This is a genomic window from Microcoleus sp. S28C3, from assembly GCF_036700785.1.
Taxonomy (GTDB): Bacteria; Cyanobacteriota; Cyanobacteriia; order Cyanobacteriales; family Microcoleaceae; genus Microcoleus; species Microcoleus asticus.
Map to the genome: position 1 here is coordinate 37,439 of NZ_JAUBPO010000003.1, position 23,306 is coordinate 60,744.

A 23,306-nucleotide genomic window follows, 5' to 3' on the forward strand; every position below is an offset into this window, starting at 1 on the left:
AAGGCTACACATAGATTGTCGGCGAGCATCTGTAGGGACAAGGAAATGCCTTGTCTTTAGAGAGATATGCGACTTTTAATAATTGATATAAATTGAAAATTGTAGCAAGATATTTTTGAATTGGTATAACAAATGACGCGATCGCATTTTCCCCGAGTTTAAGACAACGGTTCCCAACCGAGAATTCCCGCAACTTGCTGTGCCAAACTCAAAGGATCGAAAGGCTTGGGAATCACCCCCGCTACCCCCAAATCAGCAAATTCGCTCAAATCCATCGCCTGCACCTTAGCAGTCAGGAAAATCACCGGAATCTCCCGAGTAGCCGCATTGTTTTGCAGCAAACCAAACAGAGCAACTCCGTCCATATCCGGCATCATCACATCTAGCAGAATAGCGTCAGGGAGTTGAGTTTCAGCTAAAAGCCTTCCTTCGCTGCTGCTGATCGCGCTCACTACCGTCCAGCCGCCTAAATGTTCCAGACACGCCTGAATCACGCTGCAGAGGTTTTTTTCATCATCGATTACCAAAATGCGCTTTGCTGACATAATTAAAACTCTAATTTTCAATTGATCGCGGTAAACCGAAAGAGGACTTCCGCACGGTGCCTCATCAACCCGGTTTCTTAGCAGATATAGCAGAAAGAAGAAGCAAGACGGAAGAAGCAATCAGCAATAAAATTAACTGTTTCAGAAATTAAGAACGTCCTAATAATCTTGGCGGTTGCTATATTTTTCCGCTCACCTACTTAAACCGAGAACATAAAAATCGATATATAGGCCTCGCAAACTCATTCTCCCCGCGTGCGTTGCGAGGAACGTTAGCTTTCCCATCTCTGATGAAAGCTATCTCAAAACTAAAAACTTTTTCCCCCTTCGCCTTCTAACTGTGCAGGCACTGTGAAATAGAAACTGCTTCCTTCTGAGACAACGCTTTCGGCCCAAATTCTGCCGCCGTGCTGCTGCACGATGCTGCGACAGATAGCCAAACCCAAACCGGTACCTCCTTTTTGGCGGGAGTCAGAAGCATCGACCTGTTGAAACCGTCCAAAGATAGTTTCTAGTTTATCAGCAGGAATCCCCCGCCCTCGATCTTTGACTTCAAATAAAACCCGATCGCCCAAATCTTCAACCCTGACAGTTACTGTACTCTCCGGAGCCGAGAATTTAATCGCATTGCTCAACAAATTTACTAGCAGTTGAACGATCCTGTCCGGGTCAGCCCAAATTTTTGCCGTTTCGGGAAAAATCGACAAATTAACGTGATTCTCAGCAGCCACAGACAGCACAGCTTCCGCAGACTTCCGCATCAAAACAGCGGCATCGCACCACTGCTTGACGAGAATAACCTGGCTCGCATCGAGCCGCTCTAAGTCTAGAATATCGTTGACCAAACGCACTAACCGTTCGGTATCGCTAGACGCAATTTCTAACATCTGTTTGGCAGTTTCCGGTTGATCTTTCAGTACGCCCGCTGCCAGCAAACCTAAAGAACCGCGAATTGAAGCAAGCGGCGTTCGCAGTTCGTGGCTGACAATAGAAATAAACTCATTTTTCATTTTTTCAATTGCCCGACTTTCTGTGATATCTGTGACTGTGCCGACGTGACCGATTAGTTGATCTCTGTCGGAAAAAATCGGAGCTGTTTTAAGCCGACAAAACCGGATTGTTCCGTCTCGCTGGATGTGACGGAATTCGCAGGAAAATTCCCCATCAAGCGATTGTGATTCCGACCACTTAGACAGAATTAGTTTGATGTCTTCGGGGTGAATAAACCGCATCCAGCGGTTTCCTAAAGCTGCTGCCGGTGCGAAGCTGCCAATTGCTTGACAGCGGGGATTTGTATAGGTACATTTCCCCTCAGGATCGATTTTAAAAATCCCGACGGGCGAACTTTCGCTCAAAGAGCGAAACAAAGCTTCGCTTTCTCGGAGTTCTGCTTGAGAGCTTTCTAGTTCTCGGGTTCGCTGCAAAACTCGCATTTCTAACTGTTCGTTGAGCTGTTGGAGGGCGGCTTCAGCTTGTTTGCGCTCACTAATATCGCGGTGTACCGATACCCAATGGGTAAACCCACCTGTTTCGTCAGCGATCGGCACAATGCTCATTTCTATCCAAAATTCCGTCCCGTCTTTGCGATAATTGATCAAGTCAACCCGCATCGGCTGCCAGGTTTCCAAAGCTGTCCGAACTCGATCGAGACTGGCGCGGTCTGTTTTTTCTCCTTGCAAAAAGCGCGGGGTTTTGCCCAAAACTTCTTCTAACGTATAGCCAGTCATCCGCGTGAAAGCTGGGTTGACATAAAGAATTCGCGGGCCCGATTCGTCAATCGGTTCAGCTTCCGTAATTAACACGGCGTCGTTAGTAGTGGTGACTGCTGATTCCAACAGGCGCAACTGTAATTCTCTAGCTTTGCGATCGGTAATTTCTCTAACTGTCCCCACCATCCGCACTGCATCGCCTGCTTCGTTGAAAAAAAACTTACCTTTCCCCTCAATCCAGTGAATGCTGCCGTCGGGCCAAACCACGCGGTTTTCGTTACAGAAATCTCCTCGCTGGGCGATCGCCTGATTTATAGCATTCTGAATACTGTTTAAATCTTCTGGGTGAACGCAAGCTGCAAAACTTTGATAAGTTCCGCCAAAAGTTCCCGGGGCCAACCCATACAACTCTTCGTGTTCCCTCGACCAAACAATGCGATTTTTCTGCACGTCCCAGTCCCAAAATCCGATTTTGGTAGCCGATAAAGCTAAGCTGAGCTGCTGATTTGTTTTCCGCAATTCCATGCTAGTAATAGCAACTCGAAGTTCTCGGACTATTTCAATTTCGCACTGCTGCCAAGGCAAAGATTTTAACCTCACAGTTTCTTGCCACAACTCAAAGGAATTGCGAGGAGACATCTGCCTGCTGCCATCCGGCTTTAATTCAATTGACCACTCTGGTTCACCTGCCCAGTTGACAGTTTGAATTACTTCGGGACGGAACCACAAAATGTAATAATTTTGCATCTCGGACATGGCAAGTATCAGCAAACCGCTAGCCACTTCTTTAAACTTCTCGGAGGGCGGATACAGCTTTGATAGAGAATCTGTATGAAAAATATCATTATTTTTTTTACTTTTTATCCAAGCAATTAAGTTTGCGATTTCTACCAATTCCGGGGTTTTGCCGATGCTTGTTAAATTTTCATTGGCACACACAACTGCACCGGTAGCGCCCACTAAGGCCAGCAATTCATCTCGGAATGCAAGCAAACCTTCTACAAAGGTGTTTTTTTGAGAAATTTCTTTAATAAATTTATGGCAATTTTGTTTTAAATAAATACCATATTCCCAGTTTTCGCTATCTTGTTTGTAGCTGAGTTCGAGATTCACAAACTTTGCTAGCATTTCGCAAGCCGTTCTTGTTTCGTAGTTGACATACTTTCGTGTTGGGTGGTGACAGGCTATCAATCCCCAGACTTTTTTATCTTTGATTAATGTCAGGGTCATGCTAGCGGCAACGTTCATATTTTTGAGATATTGAACGTGGCAAGGGGAAACTGCTCTCAACAAAGAGCCACCCAGATCCACAGGGCGACCAGTCAGCGGATTGCAGTGAGGAATTAGTTCTACAGGCTGACAGTTAATATCGGGAATAAACCGAATTAAATTCATGTTGAACTGTTTTCTTGCCTGGGGGGGAATATCGGTAGCTGGATAGTGCAGTCCCAATAAAGGAGCCAAACTTTCTACTTTGTCTTCGGCGACAACTTCCCCCGCACCGGTGGCATCAAATTGATAGACGATCGCTCGATCGAAACCGATCATCCTCCGCACTTCTTCAACTGCTGTCTGACACAGCACTTGCAGGCTTGGTGTTTTGTGAATTTTGTCGATCGGCTCTTGGACTAAATGATAACCATTCAAACAATCGCTAGCTTGTGGGGAAACAATTGGCTCTAGCTCAAAAATTAATGCTGAACTAGATTGATGGAGCGTCCCCTCAAAAAAAGACTGGCGGTTTTGACTTTTGAATGATAATCTGATATTGTTAGATTGATGACTGTTTTCAGATAAAGCTTTTTCTATAGCCTCAATTTCCTCAGTCTCGACAAATTCATGTAAAAATTTGCCCAAAAGTTCTTCCGGGTAAATGCCGAGCACCTCAAAAATATTGTTGCTAACTTGCAAAATTTTCAACACAGGAGATTCCAGCACCAAAAGGATGCCATGAGGTTGAATCGAAGCCGGGGAGTAAATTAGTTCGTAGTCGCTATCATTGAGAGTGCCTGTGTCTGAGGGCAATGTCCTTGCTTTCATATGATTAATACTTCTCTAAATTAGTCTATAGTTCTGGAGCCGCGGGCCAACATCCATCAACGGCACCGCGTCCGAATCGCACAACCAGAGAATCCCAATTCTTGGCTAAGGCTTCCTGATTCGTTTCGGACACGCATTATTGGATATTTCCTCCTAGTTATACCAGTTTAAAAAAAGAATACAACTGCAGGCAGGTGCTCGAAACCAGAAGTTTCATCAGTCATTCCCAATCCTTCAGTTCTTTAATTCTTTAATTTTTTAATCTAAAAAGGTATTAGTGTTGTGCCTGAGCCAGTCTATGCCTTAGTTGAGTCCGCTCCAAACGATTCAGGAGGCGAGCAATCAATTCCGGTTTCACGATCGGCTTGTTCACGTAGTCGTCAGCACCTGCGACAAACATTTGGCGCACTGTTTCCGACTCGGAATGAGCCGTCAAAAATAGCACGGGGAGCCTGCTCCAGCGCAAATCGTTGCGCACTGCCAAACACAGCTCGATACCGCTGTAACCGGGCATCTCAACATCTAAAATTAGCAAATCCGGACAAGTGGTTTCGAGTACCTCCCAGAACTTTTCGGGATCGTCCAATGTTGTTACTTGAAATCCCCAAGGTTGTAGAATCACTTGCAGTGCAGCCAATAGATGCACGTCATCGTCTACCACCATAACTTTAGCTTCAGCAGGACCAGTCTGGTCGAGAACTTGGGCGACTGCTTTGAGTATATCTGCTGGGGGGATAGATTTGTGTAAAAAGCCGGAAGCTCCCAAACGAGCAACTTCTATTCGATCGCTCAATTGATTGTGCTCGCTAAAAACTATCACGGGAATTTCTGGTTTTTCACTGCGGAGTTCGGCTAGGAAAGAAAGTCCGTTTTCCTCAGTTCTGGAAAATGTCAAATCCAGCAAAACCGCGTCGGGAGGCTGTTGAGAAATCGCACTTCTTGCTGCTTGCGGAGAGTTGGCGACTTCCATCTGGAAGCCGAAAGCGGATGCTACTATTTTCAGTTGCTCGCTCCCAAAAGTATCATCATCAACAATCAGCATTCGGCGCTTCTGGGAAACCGCAGGAACCAAATCGCCTTCTGGTTCGGGCGACGGGCGATCGAATATCTGTTTGAGCTTATCCAGAAATCCCTCAATCTGCTGAGCCGTCTCCGGTTGTAAGATGTTTTCAGCCTTGAACAAATGTTCTATCTTGCGCGCAACTTCCGAACCGTTGGTCAGCCCTAAAGTTCCCAAAGAACCGATTAATTTGTGAGCTTGAGCCTGGGCTTCCTGGCGCAGTTCGCCCTCCAAGGTTCCGTTTTTCAGTTGAGCGATCGCGCGATCGAATATCGCCACCTTTTCTATAAAATTGGCTTTTAAATTTTCCCGCATTTGGGCAACCACATTCTGGACTTTGAGGCGGCGGTCGTCATTGTTTGATTCCTGGCTCGACCCGCTGGATTCAGCAGATAAAGTCTCTTGACTTTTAGCAGTTTCTGCTGTTTCCCGCGCAACTTTTTGGCTCTCAATATCCTCTTGCAGGCTTTTGAGCCGATAGCCCAGTCCGTACACGGTTTCCACTAAATCTACAGTCATACCGGCTGCTTTCAGCTTCTGCCGCAGCCCCTTGATGTGAGCGGTAACGGCTTCTTCCTGAGGAAATTCGCCGGCCGACCAAATGCGATCGAGGATGGCGCTGCGGCTGAAAATGCGGCGGGGATTTCTCAGGAAAAGTTCCAGCAAATTGTACTCTTTCGGAGTCAAGTGCAGCACTTTTTCGGCATAAGTTACTTCTGTAGTGTCCGGGTTGACTTGCAGTTTTTCCCAGGTCAAATTTGTACTCGACAAAGTTGCCTTACCCCGGCGCAGCAAAGCGCGAATTCGAGCGATTAATTCTTCGAGATTAAAGGGTTTGACTACATAATCGTCTGCACCCGCCTCTAAACCTTGGACTCGATCGTTGCTGCTATCTAGTGCTGTTAGCAGTAAAATCGGCATTTGGCAGCCGGACGATCGCAATTTCCGACACAAACTAATGCCGTCGAGTTTAGGAATCAGCACATCCAAAACAATCAGGTCGTAATCGTATGCCTGCACCAACTGCAAGGCTGTTTCACCGTCTGCTGCCGCATTCACATTGTAATTGTGAGAGTTCAGCGCTTGGGTAAGCAAACTGACTGTAATTGTGTCATCTTCTACCAGCAGAATTTTCATAAGCGTAACCTGTTATTTGATCTGTTTTAGTGACTGACTTCTTAGCGAACTATGGGGATAGTTAAATAACCTTTTTCCGAGTTTATTTGAAATTTTCCCACCCTCAGTCTAACAAATAGTATTCTTGAATATAGTAAAACTGTAAATTATTCTTGGGATTTATTTTACCTATCCCAATGTTTCATCGGATTCTCTGGGGGACTTTATGGCTTTTTTGACTTCAGCGCCTGCTGAATTTTTTGAATCAGATATTGCGATGAATCTTGATGCTTAACTAAGTTTTCCAACTCCGAAACCGCGACTTCGGCGTTTTTTATCTCTTTAACTAAAGAATCAGCGGTAACACTTTGTCTGACTCCCAAAGATTGTTTGATAGCGGTCTGTGAATTGAAATCTTTTTCCGCTATTAATTCCTCCAACTCTAACAGCGCCATTTCTGCGCGATCGATCTTGATGGTCACAGATTTAGCCACATTAGCACCCGCTCTTGCTGCCTGCGTGAGTTCATGAACGCGCAGTTTAAACCTGCTGGCAATTTGCTCCATTTGAGTCCCTAATTCAAAAGTTTTACTCGCCAGTCTGCCAATTTCCAGACTCACTTGGCTCAGACCGCTGGGCTGATTTCCCATTTGATTGGTAACTACAGCCACCTGTACTGCTAAATGCCTGACTTGTTCGATCGCCTCCCGGATGGTTCGGGAAGTCCGGTTAACCGTTTCTAAATCATTAGCTATTGCTTTGCCAACGCCCAAAATTTTCTCTGTATTGTTGCAAATAGAATTAGCACCTTGAAAAGTAGCTTGAAATGCTTGGCGACCTTCCGAGGAAATCAGTTTCGCAATTCTCACAAATCGCTGATTCATGTGAGCAATTTCTTCAGCTTGTTTTACCAGTGCCACTTCCTGGGAACTGGGAGTATTATTCGATTTATCTGTTTGACGTTGTTGGGATTTTAAAAGCTCATTACATTCGTGGAATCTCGCCTGTTCTTGTTTAATTGCCGCCAGATATTTGTGCCTTTCTACTCGGTATTTTTGAATGACTTTGTTAGCTTGCGCTAAAAGTTTCGACTGGGCAATCACCAGAGTATGAACGTCCAAAACGCGGTAAGTCCGGTTTGCCATTACTACCACAATGGGTTCATAAATCAAGTCTTTGTGCCTGTTGAGAGACGCTTGCACCGCATCCTCTACTTTCCAGTTTTCCGAAAGCAGCAAAGGCGGAATTCTAATAAAATCTAACAAGCAGCGAATCGGTTGCTGCCCGTAAACTCCTAAGCGATCGGGAAGACTCATTTGCTCTCGAAACTTGACGCGAGAAATCATGCCCAATACCTGTGCTTCCTGGGTAATAATGACTCCCGGCAAGTCTGGTTCTTGCTCGAATCTTTCAGCCACTACCTGTCCTGGAGTTGCAGCACTCACTTGAAAGTCGTGACAAGGCAGATGTCCGATAGTGAAATCGGGGGTGAGTTGAGTTGGATTGCTCATTTACCCGGATCGTGTTAAGTAGAAGTTAACAAATTATATATTGATATTATACTGGAATAAGATTTTTTAAAGTAGTCAAGAACCGACCACTCACCGGCATACCGATTTAGTGGGCGCTTGAAAGAGTCCTAGTTGACCAGTCTAAATCTTAACTGACAGGAGTTGTGGGCAAGTGTTGAAGTTCACACGCCCGGAATCTGTAGCTAGTTCAGATATCTGTAACGAAAGCATTAAACAGCCATTTGGGAGGCAGTGTGTTTGGCAAAGTACCGAGCTACAACAAAGGCCAGTGCTAACTTGACCCCAGCAATGGGAGTGGAATTCCTTAGTTTCCATAAAAAACCCGGTTCACAAACACGACCAGAACCGATCGATTATTCAGCCGTATCCGTGCCCCCCATTTCCTCCCACCGCTTTCGCGCTCTTACAGCTATAGTGGGGTAACTCGCGGCGAATAAAGATGACAACTATAGGGAGAAATAGGGTTTCTGGCTCCTGGGTCTGACGAGAGCCAGCCTTCTGACTACTTTCATCTCAAATCTCTTGGAGCGGCCGCGCCTGCTGCGCCCCTGGTTCCGTCCCCACAAAAGGGGGGTTCATATTTTGTTCTTTAAAACAACCGGGAAAATATCTAGATTGAAACCAAAAACCTTAAATCGGACTTTGCCGCTAGCAACCTTTGAGGCTGCTTACCAGTTGTTACAGCAAATGGCTGAACTTCCCGGGGCGATTTGGCTGGCCGACGATGCGATCGCTGATTATCAAAATCTGGAAAACTCGTCGGAAAGGTTTGCAGCAGTGATATCAGATCATTTTAGCGGGCTGCTGCGGGGCAAGCTATTAGATGAGTTCGCAACAAACGGACGCAAACACAGCGAAAAAAATCTTAATTCGGAATTGAATGTGCAGTTGACTTTCGATCCTGGGGCGATCGCCAATTTCCTCTCTCCCCTCGCAAACAAACTCGCAGAAATAACGCCCGCACCCTCGCGGCAAATTGATATTCGCGCCCTCAAACAAGCAATTAAAAATATACAGCCAAACTCGGCATTTTTTCAAAGCGAATTCACCCTCAATTTGCTGGATATTCTCGGTTCAGATGCCAGAAAAAACTGTCACCAGCCCCTACACCACCAAAAAGAAATAGAGCAAAATTCCGCGCCAAAAGCGATAGCTCCAGAAACGCTCAAGCTACAGATTGCCGAAGCCGTCAATCAATTACAAGTTGCCAATCCCTGCATTTCATTTTGTCAGCCAGTCGAAGATGCTTTGCAGCAGCAGCTCGAACAAGAGCGACTTTTGAACCAAGTGACAACTCAAATCCGCCAGAGTTTGGAATTGCCTGTAATTTTGTCAAAAGCAGTCGAGCGAGTGCGAGAGTTTTTGGAGGTCGATCGCCTGTTAATTTATCAATTTGAAAAAGTGCCAGCGCCGCAGAATGGTGAGTTAGCTAAAGAAATACCTGCAGCGGTTTCTGGGTCAGGCAAAATTAAAGAAAATTTAGGATCTTACTTGTATTTAGGTCGCGTCACCTACGAAGCTTTAGCCAACGATACTATCTCGTCTGTACTCAATTTTAGTGAAAGCGCGCAGTGTTTTACTAATGGAGTCATTGACAGAGAAAAATATCGCAAAGGTTTGACTTTGTGCGTCGCGGATGTGGAAAAAACTTACTCTTCGCAGCCTTGTTTTTTAGAGTTGATGCGGCGGGCGAAGGTGCGCGCGAAGTTGCTAGTGCCGATCGTAGTTCAAGACGAATTGTGGGGGCTGCTAATTGCCCACCAGTGTACTTTTCGGGAGTGGGAAGAAAGCAAAAAAACATTTTTGCGGCAAATAGCAGAACATTTGGCGATCGCCATTTATCAAGCCGAACTTTATGCACAAGTCCAACAGCAAAAGCGCACCTCAGAACAGCGCGTAATAGAGCGCACGCGAGAACTGCGCGATGCACTGGTCGCCGCCCAGTCTGCCAGCCTCGCCAAGAGCGAATTTTTGGCAGCTATGAGTCACGAATTGCGGACTCCGCTCACCTGCGTCATCGGCATTTCAGACACCCTGCTGCGGTGGTCTTACGGCAAAGTTGGGAGCAAAGAAGTGCCGGTGCAAAAGCAGCGACAGTACCTGCAAACTATCCGGGACAGTGGCGACCACTTATTAGAATTAATTAACGATATTTTAGATTTATCGCAAGTAGAAGCCGGAAAAGCAGTATTAAAAATTAGTGAGTTTTCTCTTTCTAAATTAGCTTCTCAGAGCCTGCACGCCCTCAAAGAAAAAGCTATGGCTAAAGGCGTGGAACTGGTGCAAGAACAGCGGATCAAACAAGAGTGCGATCGTTTCACCGCTGACCCGCGCCGCTTGAGACAAATTCTCTTCAATCTTTTAGGAAATGCGATTAAATTTACTCCTGAAGGCGGGCGAGTCATCCTGCGAGTTTGGGTGACAGAAGATAAAAATCGAACGGCGGCAGTGCGGCAGCCCGGTACTGCACCGGCAGGCAGCACCGCTGTTTTTCAAATCAAAGATACCGGCATTGGAATTCCCGAAGATCAGCGATCGCTTTTGTTTCAAAAATTCCAGCAGTTGGATTCCCCCTACCGCCGCGAATACGGCGGCACAGGTCTGGGATTGGCTTTAACTAAACAGTTGGTAGAGCTTCACGGCGGCGCGATCGAAGTCAACTCTACAGTTGATGTCGGCTCTACTTTTACCGTTTTTATACCCATCCAAACTCAAAGCAAAGATGAATCCACCAAATTCAAATATGAAAAATCGAATTCATCTTTACCCCTGCATTCTTCCTCCTTGCGGGGCAGCCTCGTGCTCGTCGAAGAAGATGAAGAAACTGCCATGCTGATTTGCGATATCCTGACAGTCGCAGGACTGCAAGTGGTGTGGATGATTGAAGGTTCGGCGGCGGTGGAACAAATTGAACTTTTGCAGCCGAATGCAGTGATTGTGGATATGCGTTTGCCTGGTATGAATGGCTGCGAAATAATTCACCAACTGCGCCAAAAACCCGCTACTGAAAATATCAAAATTCTGGCTTTAAGCGCTAATGAGATTCCTGCAGATGAGATATCTTTCGTGACGGGGGGAGCTAACGATTGTTTGGCTAAACCGATTCACCCTGAGCAATTGCTTGACAAAATTATTTCTTTAATGGCCGGGATTGGTAATGGGTAATCGGGCATCGGGCATCGGGCATCGGGCATCGGGCATCGGGCATCGGGCATTTAATATAATTGAGTTTTTGAGGCAATTATGGGAAGACCTGATTTTGAGGAATTAGAGGTTTATAAGTTGGCGGAAAGTTTGGCGAATCAGATTTGGGACATTGTTAAAAAATGGGATTACTTCACAAAAAATACGATAGCCCAAGAGATATTTTGGTCTGCGGATAGTGTCTGTGCTAATATTGCTGAAGGAAGAGGTCGTTATAATTACCAAGATAATTGGCGTTTTGTAAAAATTGCGAGAAGCTCTTTGTACGAAACAGTAAAATGGTTAAGATTAGCCGATGCTAGACAACTTATCACCAGCGAAGAAGTAAGCAAATTTAAACCAGTTGTCGATAAATTACTACCAAAACTTAACGCTTATTTTAGCTCAATAGGACACAGGGAATAAATTACAAAAAAAGCCCGATGCCCGATGCCCGATGTCCAATACCCCATTCCCAATTCGCCATGATTAATTGTCAAATTCCTACAGGATTAATTGTTTCTTGTCAAGCACCTGCTGATTCGCCGCTGCACGATCCGATCGTAATTGCGGCAATGGCTCGAACCGCCATCAATCGAGGTGCATCGGGCGTGCGGATTGACACTCCGGCTCACATTGCGGCGGTGCGAAAACAGGTATCCGCTCCCATAATTGGGATTTGGAAGCAGCAATTGCCGGGATGCGAGATTTACATTACTCCTCGCTTTGAAGACGCGCGGGCGATCGCCACTTCTGGAGCCGATATTATCGCCGTTGACGCTACTCTGAGAAAACGTCCTGCTGGTGGCGAAGACTTAAAGACATTAATCGCACAAATTCACAGCGAATTGGGTAAATTAGTGATGGCGGATGTAGATACAATAGAAGCTGCGCTCGCAGCAGCAGAAGCTGGTGCAGATACTGTAGCAACTACTCTTTTTGGGTACACTGCTCAGACGGAAAATTTCTCGCCGCCCGGATTTGATTTGCTTGCGGAAATGGTAGAAAAGCTTAAGGTTCCGGTTATCTGCGAAGGCGGGATCGCTGGGCCGGAAATGGCTAAAAAAGCATTAGATTTAGGAGCGGCGGCTGTGGTTGTCGGCGCAGATATCACTGGGATTGATATTAAGGTGACAGCCTATAAATCGGTGATTGGGAAGTAAGAAGGAAGTTCGGCAACGGATTGTTTAACGGATTTCACGGATGTAACGGATAGAAGGAAGTTCGGCAACGGATTTCACGGATGTAACGGATAGAAAGAAGAAGGGAGAATAAATAGTCGGCGATTGAAATCGCTTTTAGGCAAACGAAAGGCGCAAGGTAAGGGTGGGAAATATCGGGCGATTTCAATCGCCCTTTTTCTGGGGAAGTTGCTAAATCAGCGCGCCGTTGATAAAGCTGCTAACTGCTGCCAAGGCGATCGCCCCCAGTACGGCGCTCCAAAGACCCATCCGCAAGTTAAATCCTTCAACTAACTTCGCAGCCGAGGCAAAAATAATCACGTTCATTACAAAAGCAAACGCACCGGAAAGCAATCCCAGCGTCAGCAGGTTCGGCACGAAAAAAACTGCTTTTAGAATTGGCAAAATTAAAACATTCAAAATTCCCAAAACCGCAGCGGAAATTACTGCTTTCGGTGTGCTGTCAATTTCTACGCCGATCGGCAGTTGAGAAATTAGCAGCAAGCTGCTGCCCGTCACCAGCCAAGCAATTAAAAAATCGATCGGTTCCACAGCGCCCCTACCTCCTTAACAGTTGAAGTGTCAAAAAAACCTGATATTCAAGCTCTACCTTAATCAAAAAAAACCGCTGATACGTCTGCCAATTGGCAGAATTGATGTCTGTCACTAAAGAGTTAGAAGTTATCGTGGCTGTATCTTCCTCAAAATAATCCGGATGGGCACCTTATCAACCTGTTAGTTGAATAAAAAGAGCAGATTAATTAATATGGCTGGCGATTTTTCTTTTAACTCTCAAGTCCGATTCGACAAAAAAGGCTTAAACAATCCTGCACGACAAGGCAGCCGATCGTTGCAAGCTATAATTTTTATGCTGCTAGTCACTACCTTGGTGACGCTGCCGACATTTCGTCTAGCCGAACTGCAACTGATACATGGAGCCTACAACCGACAGCGCGCGGAAAATAACCGCATTCGCCCTGTGTCAGTCGCAGCGAATCGCGGTCAAATTTTAGACCGCAGCGGCCAAATATTTGCGGCCAACCGCGTATCTCGATCGGTCTATGTGTGGCCAAAAGAGCGATCGGCCAAGGAGTGGCAAGAGATCGCAGCTACACTCGGTCCCATCGTCAAACTTCCCGCAGCCGAAATTGTCAAAAAAATCGATGGAGTTGGGTACAGATCGGCCTTGCCAGTGCGAATTAGTAAGGATATCGATGTCGGTACTTTCGTCGCTTTGGGAGAACAAAGTAATGCTTTGCGGGGAGTTGAAATTCGCGTAGAATCGAGCCGAGACAATCCCAACCAGCAATTAGCAGCTCACCTTTTGGGATACGTCGGCGAAGCTAGTTTAGATCAATTAAAAGCTAATCCTGCATATCCGATGGGGATGATCGTCGGTCAAATGGGAGTGGAAAAATTAGCCAATTCAACTTTAGAGGGCGTTTGGGGAAACCGTTTAATCGAGGTAAATGCTAAGGGCGAAGAAATCCAAGATTTAGGTGTAAAAGACCCTATTCCCGGCAAACCGGTGCAGCTAACTTTAGATTTAGATATGCAAAAAACTGCGGAAAAAGCTTTGGGCGATCGCCTCGGTGCTGTTGTGGCGATCGACGTGAAAACCGGAGCTCTTTTAACAATGGCTAGTTGGCCGACATTTGATCCCAATATTTTCACCCGCAAGGTAACTCAAAAAGAATGGGATCGGCTGCAAGGGCCAGACAAACCATTTTTAAATCGGGCCGTTCAAGGCTATCCAGTCGGCAGCACTTTTAAGATTGTAACTTCTGTAGCTGGGATGGAGTCTGGCAAGTTTTCTCCTGACTCGACTTTGGTAAGTTCTGCTTCAATTAACATCGGCGGAATTACCTTTAACGAACACAGCGCCGGTTACGGCGTTATCGGTTTCCGCGATGCTTTAGCCTACAGCAGCAATACGTTTTTCTATCAAGTAGGTATGACTGCAGGGCCGGAAGAAATGGCGAAATGGGCTAAAAAAATGGGCATTGGCGGTACTATTAATTTAGACCTTTTGGGGATAGACGGCGCCAATCACGGTCAAGTTCCGATACCAGCAGAGAAACAGAAAATGTATGGGGAAGATTGGTACGTTGGCGATACAGTAACAATGGCGATCGGTCAGGGTTTGGTACTTTGTACTCCCTTAGAATTGGCAGTGATGGTGTCAACTATTGCCAACGGTGGTTGGCGAGTGCAGCCGCATTTATTGGCTTCTCAAACCAATACGCCTGTTACTAAAAAAATTTCAACAGGTATTAAGCCTGCAACTTTAAACGTCATTAAACAAGGATTGATTGACGTGGTGAAAAAAGGTACAGGCCGCGCCATGAATGACGGTACTATTCCTTTAAGTGCTGGTAAGACTGGGACTGTGGAAATGCCCGGTCATCCTGACAATTCTATGTATGTCGGTTTTGCTCCCGCTGAGAAACCGGAAGTTGCGATCGCAGTTATAGTTGAAGGCGGCGGATTTGGTGCTGTATCGGCGGCACCAATTGCTCAAGAGGTATTTAGAACCTATTTTCAAAAGCAGGGTTTTAAGCCTACTAATAAGCCTCTATAGTTATTAGTTAATTGTTAACTGTTGACTGTTGACTGGTCCGATTTTTTGTTATACTTCGATCGCACTATCCTTGATATTTTGGGAAAGTGCGATCGATCAAAAGTTTTCCCCTACCAATCGTCTCACTTCCAAGGTCGATAAATTGATCATTTGCGCTACCTGTTCCAGACTCATTCCAGAATTTAAGAGTTGAGTTACGAGCGATCGCAATGTTGACTCCGCTGCCAGTCGTCCCAGGTTTTCTTCCTTGTGAGTCTTCAAAAACTCACCCGTTTGAGGAACTTTAAACCTCAATTCTCCTGAAATTATATGCAATTCCAGTCCCAGCACTTCACTGAACAACCACAGCGTATCGAAAGCGATATTGTTGGCTGAAATCGGCTCGTACTGATTGTTTATTAGACGTAGTCCCTGTAAAATCGGATTTAGATAATCTCCAGACGGATCGTACTGAAAATATTCCCTAACTCCCAAAGCCCGATAAATTTCAGGTTTGGTTTCTTGGTCTTTCGTTTGAGTTGTTTCCGATGTAATTTCTAGTACAAAATCTGGAGTAATTCCCCCTTCTTCCCAAACTTTATAATTATCCCTTTTGCGGTTGGCAACTCCAAACACCACATAAACATCCGGGGCCACAACTGCCTGGTTGTTCCCTTCTTCATAATATATGAAAGAATTGGCTGAGACGTAAACATCAGAACGTTCTTGAAAGTAAAGCTTGACAGCTTCAACGCTATAAGTCATGTAATCGCGCGTGATGTCGCTTTCAGCCATCGGCTCTCCGTCGCTGCTGGGATATTCAATTTCTACTGGTTCGACTTGAGTTAAAATTGTCATTTTTCAATTTTCCTCAAAGTTAATTAATTTAATGGTGGTATTCTGTCGGATTTGGGAAAAGTTCGATATCCTAAAAAAAATAAACAGCAGTATGGTGCGCACTGCGCACCATACATAATTAGGTTTTGCGTCCTGGACTTTAAGGCTGGTCTGATGGTTGACAGATACAGACTATTTAAATTCTAATTAATCCCTCTCTCTAAAATAATCATTTCCGAACCAACAACGGGACTTCTAGCTATTAACTTCCCTTCCCTATTGGCAATTTCTAGCTTGCTGAAATCGAGTGAATTAGCTTCCTTCCACATTTTAGTTGCTAGTTGATTTTGCTCGACTTCGCTGAGTTTGTACCAATCTTCAGCGACTTTTACAGTCAAAATGCTGCTAGAAAAATTAGCTTGAACAGACTCAACTAAACCGCCGCCAAGTCGATTTTTAATTTCAGTAACTTGAGTTTGAATAGCAGCAATCAGAGACTGTTCCGGCGTCAGCGGCGGCGGTGGGATCATTTCTACTGGTTGCGGTTTTTCCGGGGCCACTAAATCGGGCAACTTGCTTTTGAATTTAGTAGATATTGGCGCTGACGGTGCGATCGCATCTGGGGATTTCGGCGTTTCCGGCGCCACAAAATCGCCAAAGGTTGGCGGCGACTGCTGCGCTGCGGGGAGAGGCACTTTTGCTAGTTTCTCCGGGGGTTTGGCCGAGAAACTGTTGAGAGTTAAACCGACTGCAACGATCAGAATTGCTGCTATGGCGGCGTTTAAAATTGGATCGGACAGCTTCTGGTTCGTCGATGGTGGCAGTAGCGATCGCACTAGCCGCACAATACTTTGCCAAAGTACACCGACTTTCTCTAAAAAACTCCCTTCCGGGCGTTGGGATACAGGCTTTTTCTCAACTTTTACAGCAACTTTTGGCGGCACGCTGTTAACTTCTGCAGCAACAGCCGGAGGAGTTGCTGTTGCTGAGTCAGAAGCGATGGGTGCGATCGGCTTTTGGGCCTGCAACGGGGGTTCTGCTGCTAATTTTTTCCCTTTTTTGCCCAAATTCCCAATCGAGGCAATCAAAGCATTGATTCTCTGATTTTTGGGAACAGCGCTGCTGGCATTTTGAGTTTTGCTACCAGTGGGGGCAGACTTTGCAGGCGAGTCAACCTCCGGTGTCGGAGATGGAGAGGGTTCTGGAATTGACTGGTTTAGTTGTTCTTCTGACATTTTCTCTGCCTTGGGGCGTTGCAAATATATCTAAAAGCGATAAATTTTTAGTTGAGCCATCTCAACCTTAATTTATCATTTCATTAGTTGTAACTGAATCAAAATGAGTATCAAACGCCGTCACTTTCTAATTTTAGGCAGTCTCAGCAGCTTAGGTTTTGCCGGAGTCTGGAAAATGTTTCAGCTTCGGACTTCCTGGGGTACAGACACCGATGCTGCTGTGGCTTCTAACGTTGAGGCAGAAAGGACGATCGTCCCATTGCCGGCCTCACCGCCTATTTTACGCTTTATTTCGGTGGCCGACACCGGTACCGGCGCTGAAGGTCAGTATGCTGTGGCTGAGGCGATGGCGCAATATCACCGGGAAAACCCTTTTAATGTTGCTGTTCTCGCCGGCGACAATATCTACAATAACGGCGAAATTGAAAAAATTAATGCTGTTTTCGAGCGGCCTTATCAGCCGTTATTGCAGCAAAACGTAAAATTTTATGCTTGTTTGGGAAATCACGACATCCGCACTGCTAACGGCGACCCGCAAGTTAAATATGCGGGTTTTAATATGCAAGGTCGCTACTATACTTTTCGGCGCGATCCCGTACAGTTTTTTGCTTTAGATACCAATCACAATGCGGATTGGAAAAATCAGCTTGTTTGGCTGGAAAAAGAGTTGAGTCAGAGCACCGCACCTTGGAAAGTTGTGTTCGGCCACCACCCGATTTATTCCTCTGGCGTGTACGGAGTGAATCAACCTTTTATTAAGACTTTGACGCCTTTGTTTCAAAAGTACGGCGTGCAGCTTTATATCAACGGACACGAACACAGTTACGAACGCACTCGATCAATTAACGGTACGACTTATTTAATTTGCGGTGCCGGCGGTGGCACTCGTGAGGTGGGGCGTTCTGAGTGGACGGAGTATTCTGCTAGCCGGCTTAGTTTTGCGACGTTTGATGTCTATAAAGACCGGATGTTTGTCAGTTCAATCGGTACTGACAAACGGGTTTTTGACAGGGGATCTATCGAAGTGCGATCGGCTTAATTCAGATGGTTTTCCCAGACATATCAGATGAATAGATTTATGTCAAGGTGCTTTTGTCGCTATATTTAACTGCGACTTACACCTTGAATCCATATCACCCTTTACTCTTGACTTGAACTAAAATTCAACGTAGAATGTATTGTTGTTTGATAGGTAGCGTTAGAGGCATCTGAGTGAAAAGCAATCCGTTAGTAAGACCTTTCTTGAAGTGGGCAGGAGGTAAAAGGCAGTTATTGCCAGAAATTCGTAAGTATGTTCCCAAGCTGACAAGTAAACAGACATATTATGAACCTTTTATAGGTGGAGGTGCACTCTTGTTTGAGTTACAACACCCAAAAGCTGTTATCAATGATAGCAATAGAGAACTGATTAACTGCTATAAAGTAATTAGAGACTCATTAGATGAGCTGATCGAGGAATTAAGCAAGGATAAATATACCAATAGCGAAATGTATTATTATGGCATGAGAGACTTAGATCGTTCAACGAAAGAATATGAAAATTTGTCGGAAGTTGAAAAAGCAGCACGAATCATTTATCTAAATAAAACCTGCTATAATGGCTTGTTTAGGGTAAATTCTCAAGGTCAGTTTAATGTTCCGTTTGGTAGGTATAAAAACCCAAATATTTTAGATAACGCTGTTTTAAGAGCTGTGAATAAATACTTGAAGAGGGACACTATAGAACTGTTAACTCAGGATTTTGCAAAAGCTGTTCAAAGCGCAAAGAGAGGAGATTTTATTTATTTCGATCCTCCTTACGATCCAGTTTCGGAAACAGCTTCTTTTACTGGTTATGATGTGAATGGCTTTAATAGAGACGAACAAAAACGACTAAAAGAAGAGTTTGACGCTTTACATAAAAGAGGTTGCAAGGTAATGCTGAGTAATTCTTGTACGGATTTTATTCGGGATTTGTACAATGATTATCAGTATACAATCATAAAAGTTAGGGCAACGAGAAGTATCAACTCAAATGCCTTGAAAAGAGGTAGGGTTGATGAAGTATTAGTTTTAAATTATGAAATTCCGGCTCAATAAATATGAGTAAAACCAAGAAAACAGCAAACGATAGAGCTTGGAAAATACTATTTGAAACGCATAAAATCTTAGAAGAAGTCGCTCAAAATGGTAGTTTTGAAATAGAAGCGGCTCAAATCAATAAGCAAAGAGAAAGCAGGCTGATGGCCAAGTTCGATCACTGTGTCAATTTGCCAGATATATTTCGAGCAAATCATCTATCAATCTTGCCAATTTCTCGCTCAAAATATGTTATAGGTAACTTTGATACACACTTGAAAGTTAAATATGATAGTAAAATTGAAGTGATTCCTTTTGAGTTTCCTCCCGGGATAGAGAGTATAGATTACACAAATTTATATTCTGAAAGTTCCGCATTGCACTGTGCATTTACTATCGGTATTATAGATGATTTATTCGGCGAAAAAACAGCTTATACTGTTTCTGGGAGAATGTCTACAGAGGCTTTTGATTTTAATATTATAAATTCCATCGCTAATAAACCCTATTCAATCAAGGTTAAAAATTCTCAGTGTGAGATAGATGCGGGATTTGAAAGTAACAACTATTTTGTCCTGATCGAAGCTAAAAACTATGCCATAGACGATTTTTTGATTAGACAACTTTACTATCCCTACAGATTGTGGTCAAAAAAAATTGCTAAAAAAGTGATTCCCGTATTGATGACATACTCTAACGACATTTTTAGCTTTTTTATTTATGAATTTAGCAATGATAAAGATTATAACTCTCTCCAACTGATAACACAAAAAAATTATACGATCGCTCCCGAAGAAATACAACGGAGTGATGTCGAGCGGGTATTCAATAATATTAAAGTAATTGAAGAGCCAAAGGTTACATTGCCACAAGCTGATAAATTTGATAGGATAGTAGATTTATTATCATTGTTATTAGAAAGAGATTTAACCACAGATGATATTACTGACAATTATCAATTTAACCGCAGGCAAACTGGCTATTATACTAATGCTGGTGTGTATATTGGACTGATAGAAAAATATAAAAATTCTATAATAAAAAAACCAATCTTTCGTTTGACAAGTGAAGGGAGGTCAATTTTACATAAAAGACCTAAATTAAAATATCTAGATTTGATTAATAAAATTTTAGAAAAAAAAGTTTTTTATTTAGTATTTGAATTAACCCTTAAACAGGGAGAAATTCCGCCAGAAGATACAATCTGTAAAATAATCTCAGAAAATCGTCCAGATATTAATGATACAACTATAAAAAGGCGTTACTTTACAGTCCAAGGCTGGGTTTCTTGGATTTGGAACCAAATCAAAGACTAAAATTCACATAGTTTGATTCTGTGGGACTTTAGTACCTTTGACCTAGTTTTACCTCCAGCCCATTTCAGAAAGGGACGCGGCAAGACTTGAAAAGTGCGGAAGCAGACATTTATCTAGAAATAACGGCACTATAATATTTATCACAACTAGAACTCAATAAAAATACTTCAGAAGTTGTCACCGGACTTAGCATTCCGGCATTAATACAGACATCGCCCGATCGATCGGCGAAAAGTTTTCGTTAGAATTATATATGTCAGCCTCGCCGGCAAAAATGCCCGATCGCCCGATCGGCAGATTTAGCTCCGGCTGTGCCAAAATTGTCTAACTCGCTCACAAGTGTTACCAGTCAAAGATCGAGCTGTGACACTTTACCCAACCAAGCTCATGCAAGATTTTATTAATAACGTCTCTCGCTACCCCCGCTTTTTCATTACGATATGTCTGGGAATTTTCTTTTTCCTGTTCGAGCGACTCAGACCCCTGCTCGATCGACCGACAACTGCGATCGCCCTGATTAGTTCGATCGTAGCGACTTTTGTGTTTCTAACTTTTACATTGCGCGCCATGTTAGGTCTGAGTTTGGTTTAAAGCCAAGCTAGAGCGCAAACATCAACAGTAAATCAGACAAGCTAGAGCGCAGAGACGAGGCCGACAAAGGGCTCCGGGAAGTTGCGAATTTTTAATTTTCAGTTAAAACACCAACTCCGGAAGTAACTGCCAACTTTTGCAGGCGATCGCCCACTTGGCAATAGTCGCTGCGATACATTGGAAGAGGAAAAAAATTGCGCTCGTTAGGCCAGTGCTCCTCAACCTTGGGGCAGGCAAACATTACCGAAGTGCAGGACAAGTGTTTGGAGCTATCAACAATTCACTGGGGAAATACTGCACCTCTGTTTCCTCGGTGTCCCACTTAATCCTTAGGAAGCGGCATCCCCCGCCCCGCTTTCCTCTCCCGTTAACCTGACGGTATCACGAGAGTTTCCAGCGGACAAGACAGATGAAGTTTGAACATATCTATCAATTTTTTCAAGACCCCCCTCCTGTTTATCTAAACAAGGAACTAGCAGTGTGCTACATTCTCTCCGTGTTATTGCGCGGAGATTCCTACGGTACAGAACTCATCGGACAACTAGAGAGGGAATTCCCCATCTACCGACTTTCTGATACCGTGCTCTACAGCGCTCTGAAATTCCTCGAAGATGAAGCTGTAATCACCGGTTACTGGAAAAAAGTAGAAGGACGCGGCCGCCCCCGCCGGATGTATCAAATCCTCCCCGAGTGGCGGCACCAAGCTCAAGACCTGGCTCGTCTCTGGCACGAGTACATCGGTCAGGGAAACGGCGCGTCAGGGCGTCGCTCCCACGCATTAGAAACTGGTCAGACGGGTTAACCGAGTTTGAATCGGATGCCTAAACCCTTGAGATGCTGGCGCTACTTGCAAAGCGATTTGCCCGATTGCCTTCGCTTTGCTCGATCGCCGCACAGCCATTAAAGCATCTACACTGCGTCAGGACTTACGCATGGTCACTTGAGAATTAGCGACGAGGTAGAGATATGGGAATTTGGTGATGGGGAGAAAAACGCCTTGCTACAAAGCTTTCTGCGAATTTTGGTAAAAAAGTGTCTGCGTAAGTCCTCGATCGCTTTCGTATGTAAATTTCTGTAAAGTAATAGTAGATAATTTCAATTACACAAACTTCTACCGATGGATACTGCTGTTCTTCCTTCAACATTTGTGCTAACGCTGCTGCTGGCGGTTGGCTTGTTTTTCTTCATTAAGGCCTCAGTCAAAGATAGAATCGAACAAGTCAAGCTTGCTTCCGAGAGCGCCCAAGAGTCACTGTTAACCCAGCTACAAGAGTATTTTGCTTCTAGGGCTTACCGAGTTGCAGCCGTCGATGCCCCCAACTATAAAGTCACGTTTGAGGGTTTTGTCAGGCCGAGTTGGTTTCTAGCTATTTTTTTAACTCTGCTTAGTGCAGGCGGCGCTCTGTGCTTGGGACTGGTTTTGGGAATGCTAGTTCCCCAGCAGGGTCAAATTTTCCTAGCTTTGGTACTGCTGTCCCCGCTGGCCGGGGTATTTTACTGGAAAAAAGCTGGACGCTCTGAGCAAGTTTCGCTCAAACTCGAATCAGTTGCTGAGTCGGGAAGCCAAACCAAGAGCTTTGTTACTGTCAGAGCTCACCGCGATGAACTGGCAGCCATGCAAAAAGCTTTAGATTTGAAACCGCTCGATTAAAAGTTTGGCGCGGAACATTTTTTGATATGCTAGATGCCGTACTTAGACTTCGAGCTGAAAAACCGATTACTTAAGAGCGGCTCTTTCGTTGGCTGTTTGTTCGATCGACAAAACAGTCAAAAAAAACCATTATCGTGAAAGTGCCAATTGTGGCGATCGCCCTCTGCAGCGATCGAGCCTGTTGCGATGGCTCCTTATACCCTAATTTCTAAGGACTTTTCGCATAAATTTCAGTTGGCACTCTCCAGACAATGAGAACTCTCGCGCTTTTGTTAAAAGAGTTAGAAAAACATTGCTGTCAATGTTTTGAGCTAAACATTTCGATCTAAGCGCGGCTGGCTGACACCACAGGAATTTTTTCTGTGGTAGCTTCCAACATCACCTTTAAGCTGGGGAACAAGAAATGATTCTCTTCTACGTATTGGGCTCCAAATAAACCTTTTTCAGCCCAGAAGTATCTGTCAGTGGTATGCTCGTTACGCTTGACTAACAGCAAAGCTGGGGGAGCAATGCCTTCGGCATGGATGAACTTGCGAGCCGCTGTTACGGGTTTATCTTCGCCGCTCTCGATGCTATATTGAGGCACACACTCTAAAATTCTGCGTCCTTCTTGTCGGCGGCGACTCTTGCGTTTGCGTCTCCTGGCCAATTTCTTTACCTCCTCTGTGAGCAGACAGGTTGTAATGATAGCT

19 protein-coding genes are annotated in these 23,306 nt (G+C 44.7%); 10 read left to right on the forward strand and 9 right to left on the reverse strand.

The window, feature by feature from the left end; genetic code table 11:
• Positions 1-158: 158 nt before the first annotated feature.
• The 4 genes from QUA13_RS01630 to QUA13_RS01645 all read right to left on the reverse strand — a co-directional run bounded on the left by QUA13_RS01630 (position 159) and on the right by QUA13_RS01645 (position 7,981).
• Positions 159-545: a response regulator gene (locus QUA13_RS01630; protein WP_333196118.1), complete on the reverse strand. Its 387-nt coding sequence runs from the start codon at positions 543-545 to the stop codon at positions 159-161.
• A 308-nt stretch (positions 546-853) separates the two neighbouring features.
• Positions 854-4,294 (reverse strand): PAS domain S-box protein, encoded by a 3,441-nt coding sequence (locus tag QUA13_RS01635; RefSeq protein ID WP_333196121.1) that lies wholly within the window; start codon positions 4,292-4,294, stop codon positions 854-856.
• Between the two features lie 274 nt (positions 4,295-4,568).
• Positions 4,569-6,491 (reverse strand): response regulator, encoded by a 1,923-nt coding sequence (locus tag QUA13_RS01640; protein ID WP_333196123.1) that lies wholly within the window; start codon positions 6,489-6,491, stop codon positions 4,569-4,571.
• Between the two features lie 203 nt (positions 6,492-6,694).
• Entirely contained in the window at positions 6,695-7,981 is a 1,287-nt protein-coding gene (locus tag QUA13_RS01645) for a chemotaxis protein (RefSeq protein WP_333196125.1), read from the reverse strand.
• Between the two features lie 636 nt (positions 7,982-8,617).
• Between QUA13_RS01645 and QUA13_RS01650 the strand changes: the two genes are divergently transcribed.
• The 3 genes from QUA13_RS01650 (at position 8,618) to QUA13_RS01660 (ending at position 12,348) form a co-directional block, all read left to right on the forward strand.
• Positions 8,618-11,167, forward strand: a complete 2,550-nt coding sequence (locus QUA13_RS01650; protein WP_333196127.1) for an ATP-binding protein — start codon at positions 8,618-8,620, stop codon at positions 11,165-11,167.
• A 78-nt stretch (positions 11,168-11,245) separates the two neighbouring features.
• On the forward strand, positions 11,246-11,611 hold the full coding sequence (locus tag QUA13_RS01655) for a four helix bundle protein (RefSeq protein ID WP_333196129.1): 366 nt from the start codon (positions 11,246-11,248) through the stop codon (positions 11,609-11,611).
• 59 nt (positions 11,612-11,670) lie between these two features.
• Positions 11,671-12,348, forward strand: a complete 678-nt coding sequence (locus QUA13_RS01660) for an N-acetylmannosamine-6-phosphate 2-epimerase (RefSeq protein WP_333196131.1) — start codon at positions 11,671-11,673, stop codon at positions 12,346-12,348.
• A gap of 210 nt (positions 12,349-12,558) precedes the next feature.
• On the opposite strand, the gene QUA13_RS01665 is transcribed toward QUA13_RS01660, so the two are convergent.
• Positions 12,559-12,918, reverse strand: a complete 360-nt coding sequence (locus tag QUA13_RS01665) for a phage holin family protein (RefSeq protein ID WP_333196133.1) — start codon at positions 12,916-12,918, stop codon at positions 12,559-12,561.
• 214 nt (positions 12,919-13,132) lie between these two features.
• Here QUA13_RS01665 and mrdA point away from each other — a divergent pair, with 214 nt between their 5' ends.
• Complete coding sequence (gene mrdA / locus QUA13_RS01670) at positions 13,133-14,947, forward strand: penicillin-binding protein 2 (protein ID WP_333196135.1); 1,815 nt, start codon at positions 13,133-13,135, stop codon at positions 14,945-14,947.
• Positions 14,948-15,043: 96 nt separating this feature from the next.
• Here the strand turns inward: mrdA and QUA13_RS01675 are convergent, their stop codons facing one another.
• Together QUA13_RS01675 and QUA13_RS01680 are read right to left on the reverse strand one after the other, a co-directional pair.
• The gene (locus tag QUA13_RS01675) at positions 15,044-15,784 is read right to left on the reverse strand and encodes a Uma2 family endonuclease (RefSeq protein ID WP_333196137.1); all 741 of its coding nucleotides are present in this window, start codon (positions 15,782-15,784) and stop codon (positions 15,044-15,046) included.
• Between the two features lie 182 nt (positions 15,785-15,966).
• The gene (locus tag QUA13_RS01680; RefSeq protein ID WP_333196138.1) at positions 15,967-16,998 is read right to left on the reverse strand and encodes a hypothetical protein; all 1,032 of its coding nucleotides are present in this window, start codon (positions 16,996-16,998) and stop codon (positions 15,967-15,969) included.
• Positions 16,999-17,101: 103 nt separating this feature from the next.
• Here QUA13_RS01680 and QUA13_RS01685 point away from each other — a divergent pair, with 103 nt between their 5' ends.
• From QUA13_RS01685 to QUA13_RS01695, 3 genes are all read left to right on the forward strand, one after another.
• The gene (locus tag QUA13_RS01685) at positions 17,102-18,037 is read left to right on the forward strand and encodes a metallophosphoesterase (RefSeq protein ID WP_333196139.1); all 936 of its coding nucleotides are present in this window, start codon (positions 17,102-17,104) and stop codon (positions 18,035-18,037) included.
• A 173-nt stretch (positions 18,038-18,210) separates the two neighbouring features.
• Complete coding sequence (locus QUA13_RS01690) at positions 18,211-19,077, forward strand: DNA adenine methylase (protein WP_333196140.1); 867 nt, start codon at positions 18,211-18,213, stop codon at positions 19,075-19,077.
• 2 nt (positions 19,078-19,079) lie between these two features.
• The gene (locus QUA13_RS01695) at positions 19,080-20,372 is read left to right on the forward strand and encodes a type II restriction enzyme (protein WP_333196142.1); all 1,293 of its coding nucleotides are present in this window, start codon (positions 19,080-19,082) and stop codon (positions 20,370-20,372) included.
• A 186-nt stretch (positions 20,373-20,558) separates the two neighbouring features.
• On the opposite strand, the gene QUA13_RS01700 is transcribed toward QUA13_RS01695, so the two are convergent.
• Complete coding sequence (locus tag QUA13_RS01700; RefSeq protein WP_333196143.1) at positions 20,559-20,690, reverse strand: hypothetical protein; 132 nt, start codon at positions 20,688-20,690, stop codon at positions 20,559-20,561.
• Positions 20,691-20,759: 69 nt separating this feature from the next.
• Here QUA13_RS01700 and QUA13_RS01705 point away from each other — a divergent pair, with 69 nt between their 5' ends.
• The 3 genes from QUA13_RS01705 to QUA13_RS01715 all read left to right on the forward strand — a co-directional run bounded on the left by QUA13_RS01705 (position 20,760) and on the right by QUA13_RS01715 (position 22,614).
• A complete protein-coding gene (locus tag QUA13_RS01705; protein ID WP_172186720.1) occupies positions 20,760-20,963 on the forward strand; it encodes a DUF751 family protein in 204 nt (67 codons plus the stop codon).
• A 409-nt stretch (positions 20,964-21,372) separates the two neighbouring features.
• Complete coding sequence (locus tag QUA13_RS01710) at positions 21,373-21,765, forward strand: PadR family transcriptional regulator (protein ID WP_172186698.1); 393 nt, start codon at positions 21,373-21,375, stop codon at positions 21,763-21,765.
• 315 nt (positions 21,766-22,080) lie between these two features.
• Entirely contained in the window at positions 22,081-22,614 is a 534-nt protein-coding gene (locus tag QUA13_RS01715) for a cofactor assembly of complex C subunit B (RefSeq protein ID WP_172186699.1), read from the forward strand.
• Between the two features lie 325 nt (positions 22,615-22,939).
• On the opposite strand, the gene QUA13_RS01720 is transcribed toward QUA13_RS01715, so the two are convergent.
• Entirely contained in the window at positions 22,940-23,263 is a 324-nt protein-coding gene (locus QUA13_RS01720; protein WP_006635576.1) for a DUF3155 domain-containing protein, read from the reverse strand.
• Between the last annotated feature and the right edge of the window lie 43 nt (positions 23,264-23,306).

What these genes read in the sequence shown, in the direction of transcription:
- QUA13_RS01695 (WP_333196142.1), top strand. Translation starts at nt 19,080, where the DNA reads ATGAGTAAAACCAAGAAAACAGCAAACGATAGAGCTTGGAAAATACTA.
- QUA13_RS01675 (WP_333196137.1), bottom strand. Translation starts at nt 15,784, where the DNA reads ATGACAATTTTAACTCAAGTCGAACCAGTAGAAATTGAATATCCCAGC.
- QUA13_RS01630 (WP_333196118.1), bottom strand. Translation starts at nt 545, where the DNA reads ATGTCAGCAAAGCGCATTTTGGTAATCGATGATGAAAAAAACCTCTGC.
- QUA13_RS01645 (WP_333196125.1), bottom strand. Translation starts at nt 7,981, where the DNA reads ATGAGCAATCCAACTCAACTCACCCCCGATTTCACTATCGGACATCTG.
- QUA13_RS01680 (WP_333196138.1), bottom strand. Translation starts at nt 16,998, where the DNA reads ATGTCAGAAGAACAACTAAACCAGTCAATTCCAGAACCCTCTCCATCT.
- QUA13_RS01640 (WP_333196123.1), bottom strand. Translation starts at nt 6,491, where the DNA reads ATGAAAATTCTGCTGGTAGAAGATGACACAATTACAGTCAGTTTGCTT.
- mrdA (WP_333196135.1), top strand. Translation starts at nt 13,133, where the DNA reads ATGGCTGGCGATTTTTCTTTTAACTCTCAAGTCCGATTCGACAAAAAA.
- QUA13_RS01710 (WP_172186698.1), top strand. Translation starts at nt 21,373, where the DNA reads ATGAAGTTTGAACATATCTATCAATTTTTTCAAGACCCCCCTCCTGTT.
- QUA13_RS01715 (WP_172186699.1), top strand. Translation starts at nt 22,081, where the DNA reads ATGGATACTGCTGTTCTTCCTTCAACATTTGTGCTAACGCTGCTGCTG.
- QUA13_RS01705 (WP_172186720.1), top strand. Translation starts at nt 20,760, where the DNA reads ATGCAAGATTTTATTAATAACGTCTCTCGCTACCCCCGCTTTTTCATT.
- QUA13_RS01655 (WP_333196129.1), top strand. Translation starts at nt 11,246, where the DNA reads ATGGGAAGACCTGATTTTGAGGAATTAGAGGTTTATAAGTTGGCGGAA.
- QUA13_RS01660 (WP_333196131.1), top strand. Translation starts at nt 11,671, where the DNA reads ATGATTAATTGTCAAATTCCTACAGGATTAATTGTTTCTTGTCAAGCA.
- QUA13_RS01685 (WP_333196139.1), top strand. Translation starts at nt 17,102, where the DNA reads ATGAGTATCAAACGCCGTCACTTTCTAATTTTAGGCAGTCTCAGCAGC.
- QUA13_RS01635 (WP_333196121.1), bottom strand. Translation starts at nt 4,294, where the DNA reads ATGAAAGCAAGGACATTGCCCTCAGACACAGGCACTCTCAATGATAGC.